Origin of the sequence: Pseudomonas sp. CJQ_9, from assembly GCF_043106615.1 — a bacterium.
GTDB classification, from domain to species: domain Bacteria; phylum Pseudomonadota; class Gammaproteobacteria; order Pseudomonadales; family Pseudomonadaceae; genus Aquipseudomonas; species Aquipseudomonas juntendi.
Genome location: NZ_JBICMS010000044.1, coordinates 47,133 through 60,313, shown reverse-complemented (window position 1 = coordinate 60,313; position 13,181 = coordinate 47,133). Strand labels below are relative to the sequence as shown.

The 13,181-nt window shown below is 67.0% G+C and carries 10 protein-coding genes; 8 read left to right on the top strand and 2 right to left on the bottom strand.

The window, feature by feature from the left end; all coding sequences use genetic code 11:
* The 8 genes from ACF8SD_RS08145 to ACF8SD_RS08110 all read left to right on the top strand — a co-directional run bounded on the left by ACF8SD_RS08145 (position 1) and on the right by ACF8SD_RS08110 (position 11,564).
* Positions 1–945, top strand: a complete 945-nt coding sequence (locus tag ACF8SD_RS08145; RefSeq protein ID WP_029886675.1) for a DUF58 domain-containing protein — start codon at positions 1–3, stop codon at positions 943–945.
* Complete coding sequence (locus ACF8SD_RS08140; protein ID WP_173890614.1) at positions 942–1,436, top strand: DUF4381 domain-containing protein; 495 nt, start codon at positions 942–944, stop codon at positions 1,434–1,436. Before ACF8SD_RS08145 ends, ACF8SD_RS08140 begins: the two co-directional genes overlap by 4 nt.
* Positions 1,429–2,505 (top strand): VWA domain-containing protein, encoded by a 1,077-nt coding sequence (locus tag ACF8SD_RS08135; RefSeq protein WP_047149559.1) that lies wholly within the window; start codon positions 1,429–1,431, stop codon positions 2,503–2,505. The genes ACF8SD_RS08140 and ACF8SD_RS08135 overlap by 8 nt, the downstream gene beginning before the upstream one ends.
* Positions 2,502–4,220: a tetratricopeptide repeat protein gene (locus ACF8SD_RS08130; protein WP_392484187.1), complete on the top strand. Its 1,719-nt coding sequence runs from the start codon at positions 2,502–2,504 to the stop codon at positions 4,218–4,220. Before ACF8SD_RS08135 ends, ACF8SD_RS08130 begins: the two co-directional genes overlap by 4 nt.
* Positions 4,217–5,848: a BatD family protein gene (locus tag ACF8SD_RS08125; protein ID WP_392484186.1), complete on the top strand. Its 1,632-nt coding sequence runs from the start codon at positions 4,217–4,219 to the stop codon at positions 5,846–5,848. The genes ACF8SD_RS08130 and ACF8SD_RS08125 overlap by 4 nt, the downstream gene beginning before the upstream one ends.
* 246 nt (positions 5,849–6,094) lie before the next feature.
* A complete protein-coding gene (locus ACF8SD_RS08120; protein WP_173890620.1) occupies positions 6,095–7,333 on the top strand; it encodes an exonuclease SbcCD subunit D C-terminal domain-containing protein in 1,239 nt (412 codons plus the stop codon).
* A complete protein-coding gene (locus tag ACF8SD_RS08115; RefSeq protein ID WP_392484185.1) occupies positions 7,330–10,974 on the top strand; it encodes an AAA family ATPase in 3,645 nt (1,214 codons plus the stop codon). The genes ACF8SD_RS08120 and ACF8SD_RS08115 overlap by 4 nt, the downstream gene beginning before the upstream one ends.
* Positions 10,971–11,564: a glutathione S-transferase gene (locus tag ACF8SD_RS08110; RefSeq protein WP_392484184.1), complete on the top strand. Its 594-nt coding sequence runs from the start codon at positions 10,971–10,973 to the stop codon at positions 11,562–11,564. Before ACF8SD_RS08115 ends, ACF8SD_RS08110 begins: the two co-directional genes overlap by 4 nt.
* Positions 11,565–11,711: 147 nt before the next feature.
* On the opposite strand, the gene ACF8SD_RS08105 is transcribed toward ACF8SD_RS08110, so the two are convergent.
* A complete protein-coding gene (locus ACF8SD_RS08105) occupies positions 11,712–12,842 on the bottom strand; it encodes a lactonase family protein (RefSeq protein WP_249414287.1) in 1,131 nt (376 codons plus the stop codon).
* Positions 12,808–13,098 carry a DUF5629 family protein gene (locus ACF8SD_RS08100; RefSeq protein ID WP_173890628.1) on the bottom strand — a complete coding sequence of 97 codons (291 nt, stop codon included), beginning with the start codon at positions 13,096–13,098 and terminating at the stop codon, positions 12,808–12,810. Before ACF8SD_RS08100 ends, ACF8SD_RS08105 begins: the two co-directional genes overlap by 35 nt.
* Positions 13,099–13,181: the final 83 nt, after the last annotated feature.

The window sequence follows — 13,181 nt, the reverse complement described above, 5'->3', positions numbered from 1 at the left end:
ATGCCCACTGCGCACCTGGCCGAACCCGGCATCCGCATCGGCCTCGCCGAGCTGATCGACATGCGCCACCGCGTGCGCGAAATCCAGCTGTTTTCCAAGCCCGGCCAACGCAGCCCGCTGGTCGGCCTGCACCATTCCAAACTGCGCGGGCGCGGTGTGGACTTCGACCAAGTGCGCGTGTACCAGGCCGGCGACGACGTGCGCAACATCGACTGGCGCGTGACCGCACGCACCCAGGAGCCCCACACCAAGCTGTTTCACGAAGAACGCGAACGGCCTATCTTCATCCTGGTCGAGCAGAGCCAGCGGCTGTTCTTCGGCTCGGGCCTGATGTTCAAGTCGGTGCTCGCGGCCCAGGCCGCCGCCTTGTTCGGCTGGGCCGCGCTGGCCCATAACGACCGCATCGGCGGCCTGGTGTTCGGCGACAACGAGCACCACGAAATCAAGCCCCGGCGCAGCAAACAGAGCCTGCTGCAGTTGCTCAACCGCATGGCCAAGGTCAACCAGGCACTGCACACCGAGGCGGTTGCCGGGGCCGACAGCCTGGGCCTGGCCCTGCGCCGCGCCCGCGAAGTACTGCGCCCGGGCAGCCTGGCCATCGTGATTTGCGACGAGCGTTCGCTCAGCGCCCAAGTGGAGCAGCACCTGGCCATGCTGTCACGGCATTGCGACCTGCTGCTGCTGCCGGTGTCCGACCCCCTCGACCATGCCCTGCCGGCCGCTGGCCTGCTGCGTTTTGCCCAACGCAGCGCGCAGCTGGAGCTCGACACCCTCGACGCCAACCTGCGCCAGGCCTACCGCCAGCAGGCCGAAGCCCGCATCGAGCGCTGGGAGCTGCTGGCGCAAAAGCTGCGGGTGCTGCTGATGCCGCTGAGCACGCAAAGTGAAATGATCGAGCAATTGCGCGAATACCTGAGCGCACAGCGCCCGCGGAGCGCGTCATGAACCCACTCGATCAGTTGCAACCGCTGATCGAACCGGCGCCCATCGGCCTATGGCCGCCAGCACCCGGCTGGTGGGCATTGCTGGTCATCCTGCCAATGCTGGGCTGGGGCCTCTGGCGGCTGCGGCACTGGCGCCCGCGCAAGCGCCGCGTCGTACGCGCTGAGCAACCGCTGGACCCGGTGCGGGTAGAGGCGCTGGCCGAGCTGGCACGCCTGCCACGCCCCTACGACGGCGCCCCCGCCGGCGCCTGGCTGCAACAGATCAACGCCCTGCTCAAGCGCCTGTGCCGCAGCCACTACCCGAGCGCCAACAGCCATACCCTCAACGGCCGCCAGTGGCTGGCATTTCTCGACAACCGCTGCCCGGCAGCCGGCCTCACACGCTGGATGGTGCTGGTCGAAGGCGCCTACAAGCCCGAGTGCAAACTCGACGACAAGGCCATCGCCGGGCTGAGCCAAGCCGTCGAAACCTGGATCCGCAAGCATGTTTGAACTGGCCTGGCCGTGGGTATTTGCCTTGTTGCCGCTGCCGTGGCTGGCGCGCCTGCTGCTGCCCGCCGCCGATAGCGGCGAACCGGTACTCAAGGTTGGCTTCCTCAACGAACTGGAAGGCCTGGCCGGGCGGCGCGCACGGCTGAACCTGCCCACCTGGCGCCAGCAAGGGCCATTCGTGGTCATCTGGCTATTGCTGCTGTGCGCTGCCGCGCGCCCGCAATGGCTCGGCGACCCGGTGCCGGTGGCGGCCAGCGGCCGCGACCTGCTGGTAGCGGTGGACGTGTCTGGGTCGATGGACTTCCCGGACATGCAGTGGAAAAACGAAGACATCAGCCGCCTCGACCTGGTCAAGGCCCTGCTCGGCGATTTCCTGCAGGACCGTGAAGGCGATCGCGTGGGCCTGATCCTGTTCGGCAGCCAGGCCTACCTGCAAGCCCCGCTCACCTTCGACCGGCGTACCGTGCGCACCTTCCTCGACGAAGCGCAAATCGGCATCGCCGGCAAGAACACGGCCATCGGCGACGCCATTGGCCTGGCGGTGAAACGCCTGCGCCAGCGCCCGGCGCAAAGCCGGGTACTGGTACTGATTACCGACGGTGCCAACAATGGCGGGCAGATCCACCCGCTGACGGCAGCCCGCCTGGCAGCCCAGGAAGGCGTGCGCATCTACACCATCGGCATTGGCGCCAACCCCGAAGCCAGTGGCACCCCAGGCCTGCTCGGCCTCAACCCGAGCCTGGACCTGGACGAAGCCGCACTCAGGGAAATCGGCGAAATCACCCACGGCGCGTACTTCCGCGCGCATGACGGAGCCGAACTGGACGCTATTGGCGACACCCTCGACCAACTCGAACCGGTGGCCCAGCAACCGACCCAGGCCCGCACCGCCCAAGCCCTGTACGCCTGGCCGTTGGCCCTGGCGCTGCTGCTGAGCGTGCTGCTCGTGGTGGCCGTGCAATGGCCCGACAACCTGATGCAGCGCCTGCTGCGCAAGCCGCGCTTCTTGCAGCCACACCCGGAATGGCGCCAACGCCTGAAGCGCTTGCGCTTGAGGAGGCGGCGATGATCGACCTGTGGCCGCAATGGTTGCGCCCGCTGTGGCTGCTGGCCGTGCCCTTGCTTGGCTGGCTGCTGTACAAGCTGTGGCATCGGCGCAAACGCGCCGGGCGCTGGCAGCTGATCCTGCCGCCGGCATTCCACGCTGTGCTGCTGGGCGGCGGCAACGGCAACACCAGCAAACTGCCGTGGGTGGCGCTGGGCTTGGCATGGCTACTGGTGATCCTGGCCCTGCTCGGACCCAGTTGGCAGCGAGTGGAAGAAAACCGCCAGCGCCCAGCCGACCCGCTGGTGATATTGCTGGAGCTGACCCCGCAGATGCTTGCCGAGGACAGCCCGCCCAATCGCCTGGAACAGGCCCGGCGCAAAATCCTCGACCTGCTGGAGCACCGCCGCGACAGCCAGACGGCGCTGGTGGTGTATGCCGGCTCCGCACACACCCTGGTGCCGCTGTCCGATGACCTGGCCACCACGCGCAACCTGCTGGAGGCCATCGACCCGTCGATCATGCCCAAGCCCGGCCAGCGCGCCGACCTGGCCGTGCAGAAGGGCCTGGCCCTGCTGGCCCAGAGCGGGCTCGGCCAGGGCCGCCTGCTGCTGATCGGGTCGTCGCTCAGCGCCCCGGAGCGCCAGGGCATCGCCCAGGCCCTTGGCCGGCAGGGCCCAAGCCTGCTGATGCTGGGTATCGGCAGCCGTGACGGTGCCCCGGTGCGCCAGGCCAATGGCGAATACCTCAAGGATGACCAAGGCGGCATTCTGGTGCCCCGCCTGGACAATGCCAGCCTCAAGGGTTTCATCAACGGCACCGGCGGGCGCTACCGGCATGCGCGTATTGACGACCTGGACCTGCGCGGCCTGGGCCTGTTCGACCAGCCGCGGGCCGGGCGCAACGACGGCCAGACCCTGCAGTTGGACAGCTGGGCCGACCAAGGCTACTGGTTGCTGATTCCGCTGCTACTGCTGGCCGCGTGTGCCGGCCGGCGCGGTTGGCTGTTCTGCCTGCCGTTGCTGCTGGCCCTGCCCCAGCCCAGCCAGGCTTTCGAGCTCGATGACCTATGGCTGCGCCCCGACCAGCAAGGCCAACGCCTGCTCAAGCTGAACCGCCCAGCCAGCGCGGCTCGGCACTTCCAGGACACGCAGTGGCGCGGCCTGGCGCTGTACCAGGCGGGCGACTACGCGGGTGCGGCCGAGGCATTTTCCCAAGGCGACACGGCCGCCGACCACTACAATCGAGGCAATGCACTGGCCCGTGCCGGTGAGCTGGAAGCGGCCCTGGACGCCTACGAGCAGGCGCTGGAGCGCCAACCCGATCTGCAAGTGGCACTGGACAACCAGGCATTGGTGCAACAGCTGCTGCAACAGCGCCAGGCCAAGGCCGAGGAACAACCGCCCGGTAACGATGCCCAAGGCACGCCCGGCAGCGACACCGAAGGCAACAGCAGTTCGGCCAGCAGCGCCGCCCAGGGCACCCCCAGCGGTGATGAACAAGCCAGCGCCGAGCAGCCTGGCGAAAGCAGCAGCAACAGCCAGGGCGCACCGGGTAACCAGCCGGGTGCCGATGAGGGCGTCATCCAGCCGCCCCAGCGCCCGGTGTCGACCAGCCTCGACGCCGAACAGCGCCAAGCCCTGGAACAATGGCTGCGGGAGATCCCCGATAACCCGGCGGAGCTGCTGCGGCGCAAATTCTGGTACGAACAGCAACTGCAACAGGAAACCCCACGATGAGTCGCTTCGGCGTCTTGCTCCTCTCCCTGCTGTGGGCCACCCTGGCCCAGGCTGAACCCCTGCTGCAGGCCAGCGTCGACCGCACCCGCCTGGAGGCTGGCGAAAGCCTGGAACTGACCCTGGAAAGCCAGGACGTCACCCAGTTCGGCAAGCCCGACCTGCGCGCCCTGGAAGGCGACTTCGAGGTGCGCGGCACGCGCCAGCTGAACAGCCTGCATACCCTCGACGGTGAAACCCGCGCCAGCACCCGCTGGATCATCACCTTGCTGCCGCGGCGCAGCGGCAGCCTGCGTATCCCCGAGCTGCAGTTGGGTCAGTCACGCAGCCAGGCCATCGACCTGCAAGTGCTGCAGGCCGATGCCAGTCGCCAGGACACTTCACAGGTGTTCATCGAGGCCACCCTCGACAGCCCCGACGTCTACGTGCAGGCGCAGGCTGTGCTCACCTTGCGCATCTATCACTCGGTGGCGCTCTATGACGACAGCAGCCTGAGCCCGCTGCAGCTGGAAGGCGCCAAGGTCGAACCGCTCGGCGAATCGCGCACCTATGAAAAGGAAATCAATGGCGTGCGCCACGGCGTGATCGAAACCCGCTATGCCGTGTACCCCCAGCAAAGTGGCACCCTCGAGATCCCGCCACTGACGTTCAGCGCCACCGCCGCAGCCAGCAGCGACGAAACCCCGCAAGCCAATGGCACGGCCCGGGCCGGGCACCAGGTACAGGTCAGCTCGCTGCCGCTGCGGCTGGCGGTACGCCCGATTCCCGCCGCCTGGCCTGCGGGTGTGCCGTGGTTGCCGGCGCGTAGCCTGACACTGGAAGAGCACTGGAACCCCGACCCCGGCAACCAGCAGGTACAGATTGGCGACTCGCTGACACGCAACATCACCTTGCGCGCCGAAGGCCTTTCCAGCACCCAGTTGCCGCCGTTGCCCGCCACCGAAATCACCGGCCTGCGCCGTTACCCCGACCAGCCGCTGCTGCGCAACGAAATCAACGAACGCGGCATGACCGCCAACCGCGAGGAACGCGAAGCACTGGTGCCCACCCATGCCGGCACGTTGGCCCTGCCGGCGCTGGAAGTGGCGTGGTGGAACACCCGTGAAGATCACCTGGAGCAAAGCAGCCTGCCGGCGCGTACGCTGAACGTGCAAGACAACCCGGCATTGAGTGCCGACAGCCCGGTGGGCGATAACAGCAGCGCCAGCAGCGCGCTGTGGCCTTGGCAATTGGCGACTCTGCTGTTCGCCCTTTCCACCGTACTGGGCTTCGCCCTGTGGAGGCGCGCCCGCTCGCAACCGGCGGTGCTGCGTGCGGCCCAGAACGGGCCAAGCCCGCGCACCTTGCTGGATGACCTCAAGCGCGCCTGCCTGGCGAACGACCCCCAGGCCACCCGCCAGGCGCTGGACGCCTGGGCCCGGCAGCAACCGGAGACCCTGGCCGAGATGGCGGCACGCTTCGTGCCGTTGTCGGATGCGCTGGATGGGTTGAATGGCGCGTTGTACAGCGAGAGTGGGCAGTATTGGCAGGGTGGGGATTTGTGGCGGGCGATCGGCACGATACCGCCGGCCGAGCAGGTGTTGTTGCCGGCTGGGGAGAATGGCAGCTTGCCGCCGCTTTATCCCAAGTAGCCGGCTGCCGGCCAGGGCCTCTTCGCGGGCATGCCCGCTCCCACAGGTACAACGTATGCCTGAGCTTTGCGCGGTGCCTGTAGGAGCGGGCGCGCCCGCGAACACCGGCGCAGCCGGTGCCAGCCCTCCCCCCATTCCCCGCCCTGCCCCCCACCCCCCTGCTTGGGTTACCATACCGCCCTCGCGCAACGCCCATCCCCAAAGCCAAGCCCTCTGGCTTGCTCGACTCGACACCACAGGTCATCCATGCGTCTGTTTCATACCTCTGACTGGCACCTGGGCCAAAGCCTGCACGGCCAGGAACGCGATTTCGAACACGCCTGCTTCCTCGACTGGCTGCTCGGCCAGCTTCGCCTGCGCCAGCCGGATGCGCTGCTGATCGCCGGCGATATCTTCGACACGGTCAACCCCCCGGTCAAAGCTCAGGAGCGCCTCTACGACTTCATCGTCAAGGCGCATGAACAACAGCCCAAGCTGGACATCGTGATGATCGCCGGCAACCACGATTCCGGCTCGCGCATCGAGCTGCCTGCCGCACTCATGCGTCGCCTGCGCACCCACGCCCTGGGCCGTGTGCACTGGCTGGACGAGGGCCAACTGGATGCCGAGCGGCTGCTGATCCCGCTGACCAATGGCCGCGGCAAGGTCGCAGCCTGGTGCCTGGCGCTGCCCTTCCTGCGGCCGGCCGAAGTCACCGGCCCCAACCTGGGCGACGACTACCTCGAAGGCATCACCCAGGTGCACCAGCAACTGATCGCCGCAGCACTGCACAAACGCAAGAAAGACCAGGCGCTGATTGCCATCAGCCATGCGCACATGGCCGGGGGCGCAGTGTCGGAAGACTCCGAGCGCAGCCTGATCATCGGCAACGCCGAGGCGCTGCCGGCCAAGCTGTTCGACAAGTCCATCAGCTATGTCGCCCTCGGCCATCTGCACAAACCACAGAAGGTCAACCGCGAAGAACGCATCCGCTACAGCGGCTCACCGATCCCGCTGTCGTTCGCCGAAATCAACTACCCGCACCAGGTGCTGGAGGTGGAACTGGACGGCAGCGGCCTGGTCAGCGTCGAGCCGCGCCCGGTACCGCGCGCCGTGGCCTTGCAACGCATCGGCCCGGCACCGCTGGGTGAGCTTTTACAGCTACTGGCAGATCTGCCGGTAATCGACCTACTGGAAGACCCCAATCGCCAACCCTGGCTGGAGGTGCGGGTCATTCTCGACGAGCCGCAACCGGACCTGCGCCAGCAGATCGAGACCGCGCTGGCGGGCAAGGCAGTGCGGCTGGTGCGCATCAGTGCCGAGTATGCTGGCCGCAACAGTACCGAAGATGATGACCTGGCCTTTGTCGAACTGGCCCAGATGACCCCGCAAGACCTGTTCAGCCGGGCCTGGGAGCAAGCCTACGGCAGCGCTGTCGACGAGCAGGCGCTGGCCGACTTTGCCCTGCTGTTGCAGGACGTGCAGCAGGAAGAGGAACAGCCATGAAGATTCTTGCCATCCGCCTGAAGAACCTGGCATCGCTGGCCGGCCCCGTCGACATCGACTTCACCGCCGAGCCCCTGGCCAGCGCCGGCCTGTTCGCCATTACCGGGCCCACCGGCGCCGGCAAGAGCACCCTGCTCGACGCCCTGTGTCTGGCCCTGTTCGGCACCGTGCCGCGGCTCAATGACATCGGTCGCGAAGCCAAGGTGCCGGATGCCGACGGCGACATTCCCACATCCGACCCGCGCAACCTGCTGCGCCGTGGTACTGGCAGCGGCTTTGCCGAAGTCGATTTCGTCGGCGTCGACGGCCGCCGCTACCGTGCCCGCTGGGAAGCCAACCGCGCCCGCGACAAGGCCAACGGCAAGTTGCAGCACAGCCGCCAGAGCTTTTACGACCTGGACAGCGAACAGGTCCTGGCCAGCGGCAAGAACGAATACAAGCAGTTGGTCGAGGCCCGCCTGGGCCTGAACTTCGAGCAGTTCACCCGCGCGGTGATGCTGGCCCAGAGCGAGTTTGGCGCGTTTCTCAAGGCCGACGACAGAGAGCGCAGCGAACTGCTGGAAAAACTGACCAACACCGCCATCTACACCCGCCTGGGCCAGCGCGCGTTCAGCAAGGCCCGCGAGGCCGGTGAGGTGCACAACGACCTGCTCGCGCGCGCCAGCCACCTGCTGCCGATGGACGCCGAAGCCCGCGCCCAGCTCGACCAGCAACTGGAGCAGGCTCAGCAGCAACTGAAGGCTGACCAGGCCGGTGAGCGCCAGCTGGAACAGCAACGCAACTGGCTGCACGAGCAAAACCGGTTGCAAGCCCAGCACGCCGAGGCGGCCCGCGCGCAGCAGGCCGCCGAGCAGGACTGGCAGCAGCTGGCCGAACCGCGCCTGGACCTGCTGCGCCTGGAGCGCCTGGCCCCTCAGCGCCATCAGTTCCACCGCCAGCAGGCGCTGAACGCACAACTGGCCCCATTGGCGGCAAGAATTGCGCAGCAGCAACAGCAGCAGGACGAACTCCAGGAACGCGCCAATGCCCTGGAGCAAGCACTGAACGCCGCCCGCCAGGCGCTCGCCGACAGCCAGGCGCAACACGCCGAGAGTGCCCCACGCCTGCGCCAGGCCTTCGCCGCCCAGGACAACCTGGCGCGCCTGCACGAAGCGCTGGCCGCGCAACGCAGCAGCAGCCAACAGGCTGAACAACACGTCGCCGATGGCCAGCAGCAGTTGCAACAGCTGGAGGCCAACCAGCAGCGCAGCCTGCAGCAATTGGCGCAGATCGACAGTGCCCTTGCCGACAGCGAGCACCTGGCAGGCCTGGCCAGTGCGTGGCACGCCTACCTGCCACAATTGAAACAGGTAATGCTGATTGGCGGCCGCCTGGCCAAGGGCCGCGAAGAGCTGCCCGGCCTGCAGGCCCAGGCCAGCCAGGCCAATGTGCAGCTGCAGGCCGAGCGCGATGCCTACGAGCTGCTGTTCCGCGAAGCCAAGGCCGAACCCCAGGCCCTGGCCGAGCAGATCGACCTGCTCGGCGGCATGCTGCAGGACAACCGCAAACAGCAGCGCGCCGTTGAAGAAATTTCGCGCCTGCACGGCCGCGAACTGGAACTGCGCCAGCACCTGGACAGCGTTCGTGAACGCCAGCAACAGGCCATGCAGCAACGCCAGCAGTTGATCAGCGAAGGCACCGCGGCCAAGGCCGAGCTGGAGGCGGCCGAACAGGCGCTCAACCTCACCCGCCAGCTGCTGGAGCGCCAACGCCTGGCGCGCACCACCAGCGTAGAGGCACTGCGCGGCCAATTGCGCGATGGCGAACCCTGCCCAGTTTGCGGCAGTGCCGAACACCCGTTCCACCAGCCTGACGCACTGCTGCACAGCCTGGGCCGCCATGACCAGGCTGAAGAAGCAGCCGCGCAGCAACAGGTCGACACCCTGAACGGCAAGTTGGTCGAGCTGCGCACCCAGCTGGGCGTGGTCAACGCCCAGCTCAAGGACTTCCAGCAACAACAGCAGCAACTGGGCGATCAGTTGCAACCGCTGGTGGCGCAAGTTCAGGCGCACAGCCTGTGGCCGGCCCTGGCCCCGCAGGATGACAAGGCCCGTAGCACCTGGCTGGCCAGCCAGCTGCAGCGCCTGGAGGCGGAAATCGCGCAGGACGAGAAGCGCCAGAGCGCGCTGCTCACGCTGCAACGCGATGCTGCCCGCCTCAACCAGCAACTGCAGGCCGCCCAAGACGCTCAACAGCAGGCCCAGCGCCACCTCGAGCAACAGCACCAGGCCCTGGCCAACGACGAGCAGCAGTTGCAGCAAGGCTTGCACGACTTGGCCGGTGTGCTGCCCGAGCAGGCCCTGAAGGCACTCGACGAAGACCCGGCCAATGCTTTCCTGGCCCTGGACCAGCAGATCGCCCAGCGCTTGCAGCAACTGGAACAGCGCAAGGACGAACTGGAAGAACAGCAGGCCCGACAAACGCAACTCGACAAGCTGCGCGACCAGCACCAGGCCCGCGTGCAAGGCCTGCAGCAGTTGCAGCAGCAAGTTGCCGCCCTAGACGAGCAGCGCCAGCAGGCCCAGGCCGCCCTCGGCGAACTGCTCGGTGAACACGCCACTGCCGAAGCCTGGCAACAGCACAGGGACGCCGCGCTGGACCAGGCCCGCGCCCTGGACGCCGACACCGCCCAACGCCTGCAGGAACTGCGCACGCAAGCCGTGCAACTGGCCAGCGAGCTGAAGGCCGACGGCCAGCAGCAGCAGGCGCTGGTTGCCGAATGCCAGCAGTTGCAGGGCCAGATCGCGCAGTGGCGCAGCCAGCACCCGGAGCTGGATGACGCCGGGCTGGACCGCCTGCTGGCCATGGAGGATGCGCAGGTCGCAGCATTGCGCCAGCGCTTGCACAGCGCGGAAAAAGCCATCGAACAAAGCCGCGTATTGCTGCAGGAACGCGAACAGCGCCTGCAACAGCACGTGGCCGACATGACCGTGGACACCACGGCCGAAGCCCTCGAGCAAGCCCTGCTGGAGCTGCGCGAGCGCATGGCAATCCACGAGCAGCAATGCGCCGAACTGCGGGCGCAGCAGGCCGATGACCAGCGCCGCCAGCAGGCCCATCAGGCACTGGCAGCCGAGATCGAGCAAGCCCGCCAGCAGTGGCAGCGCTGGGCCCGCCTGAATGCCCTGATCGGCTCGGCCTCGGGCGATGTGTTCCGCAAGATCGCCCAGGGTTACAACCTCGACCTGCTGTTGCACCACGCCAACAGCCAACTGCGCCAACTGGCCCGCCGTTACCGCCTCAAGCGGGGCGGCAGTGCCCTGGGCCTGTTGGTCCTGGACACCGAAATGGGCGACGAGCTGCGCTCGGTGCATTCGCTGTCCGGCGGCGAAACCTTCCTGGTGTCGCTCGCGTTGGCCCTTGGCCTGGCTTCGATGGCCTCCAGCACCCTGCGCATCGAATCGCTGTTCATCGATGAAGGCTTTGGCAGCCTGGACCCCGAGTCGCTGCAGCTGGCCATGGATGCCCTTGACGGCTTGCAGGCCCAGGGGCGCAAGGTGGCAGTGATTTCCCACGTGCAGGAAATGCACGAGCGCATTCCGGTGCAGATTCAGGTGCGCCGCCAAGGCAATGGCCTGAGCGAAGTGCAGGTGTGCGGGTGATCCTGTACTCGTTCCGTCGCTGCCCGTGGGCCATGCGCGCGCGCCTGGCCCTGCGCTATGCAGGCTGTGAGGTCGAGGTGTGCGAAGTGGCGCTGAAGAACAAGCCGGCAGAACTGCTGGCCTTGTCCCCCAAGGGCACGGTGCCGGTGCTGGACACCGGCAGCGAGGTGCTGGAAGAGAGCCTGGATATCATGCGCTGGGCGCTGGCGCAGAACGACCCGCAGGATTGGCAACTGCGCGCGAACCCCGTGGCGGCGCAGCAGGCGCATGCCCTGATCGCACGTAACGACAGCAGGTTCAAGGCGCAGGTGAACCTGTACAAGTATGCCGAGCGCTACCCGCAGCACCCTCGCGCGTACTACCGCCAGCAGGCCGAGGCCTGGCTGGCAGAGCTCGAAGGGTTGCTGGAGAGCCGGCCGTACCTGTTGGCTGACCAGCCGAGCATCGCCGACGCCGCCTTGCTGCCGCTGATGCGCCAGTTTGCCGGGGTGGAACCGCAGTGGTTCGCCGAGGCCGCTTATCCGCGGCTGCGGGGCTGGCTAGAGGGGTGGCTGGCATCAGACCTGTTCCGCTCGATCATGGCCAGGTAGCTTCACCCGGCTCCCCGTAGGAGCGGCCTTGTGTCGCGAAAGGGTCGCGCAGCGGCCCCGGGTTCTGGCGTTACAGCCGACATTGCCGGGCCGCGCTGCGGCCCTTTCGCGACACAAGGCCGCTCCTACAAGGCGTGGTGTTTGATATCAGTCGATGAACTTCAAGTCCGAGGGTGCGTCCTGGGCCAGAATCTGCACCGTCTCGCCCAGCTTGCCAGTCTTGGCGTCACGGCGCATGACCACGATCTGGTTGCTCTTCTGGTTGGCTACCAGCAGGAAGCGGTTGTCGGGGTCCAAGGCAAACTCGCGGGGGTGGTCGCCTTCCACGGAGCGGCGCTGCACAAAGGTCAGCTTGCCATCGCCCTCGCCAACCGCGAACACCACGATTTCATTCGCTGTACCGCGATTGCTCACGTACAGGAAGCGCCCGTCGGCCGACAGGTGCAACCCGCCCGCCGCCTTGGCCGTCGACGCCGAGTCTTCGGTCAGTGCCAGGCGCTGGCCCACGCTCAGGTCCGCACCCCTGACATTGAACATCACCACTTCACCGCTCATTTCCAACGTGAGGTAGGCATGCTGCCCCGTGGCATCGAACAACAGGTGGCGTGGTCCGCTGCCTGGCGGCAACGCCACCGACGCCGGCGTGGCTGGGCTCAGCGGCTGGTCCGGGCTGGCGCCGTCGTAGCGGTAGATGAATACCTTGTCGGCACCGAGGTCGCAGGCGTACAGATACTGCCCATTGGGTGACGACACCAGTGAATGCACATGCCCCCCCGCCTGGCGCTCGCGGTTCACGCCACTGGGCCGGTGTCGCAGTTGCTGCACGACCGGCTTGAGCTGACCGTCCCTGGCTACCGGCATCACTGCCAGGCTGCCGCCGGGGTCAGGGTTGACCGCGTAGTTGGCCACGAACAGGTAGCGCTGGTCGTGGCTGAGGCTGGCATGGGTTGGCTCGTCGCCTTGGCTGGCCACCTGGTTGAGCGGCTTGATGTCGCCCTTTGCACTGACACTGAAACTGCTGGCATTGCCGCCCGGGGTTTCATTGACAGCGAACAGCAGGCGGCGGTCGGCCGACAGCACCAGCCACGACGGGCTGACACTTTTCACCACTTGCTGCGGGGTAGGGTCGATGTGGCCACGTTGTTCGTCGAACTGGTAGCGGTAGATACCCTGGCTGGCACCATCGGTATAGCTGCCCACCAGCAGGGTCGCGGCGTGGCTCGGGATAGTCAGGCTCATCAGGCTAGTGGTCAGCAGGGTCGTCCAGGTGCGGTTCATCTTGGTCTTCATCCGGGGCGCGAAAGGCACTCATGCAGACTAGCCGATGCGCGCCGTTGGCATCGTCCAGTTGCCACTCGTCACCCATGGGGGTCGCCGCGGCGACCTGCTCGGGGGTAAACGACCAGCGGCGCAGTTGGCGGCCGTCCATGCACTCGACGCGCAGGCCAGTGGTATCGGCGGTGAAGTCGAAGGCGTGCAGGCCGTCGATCAGGAGCATGTCGCAGGACTGCAGGGCGTGGCTGAGGGAGGACATTGGGTTACCTGTCAGGGAAGTGCTGCCAGTATAACCCTGTGACATCCCTGTGGGAGCTGGCTTGCCGGCGATTGGGCCGCAAC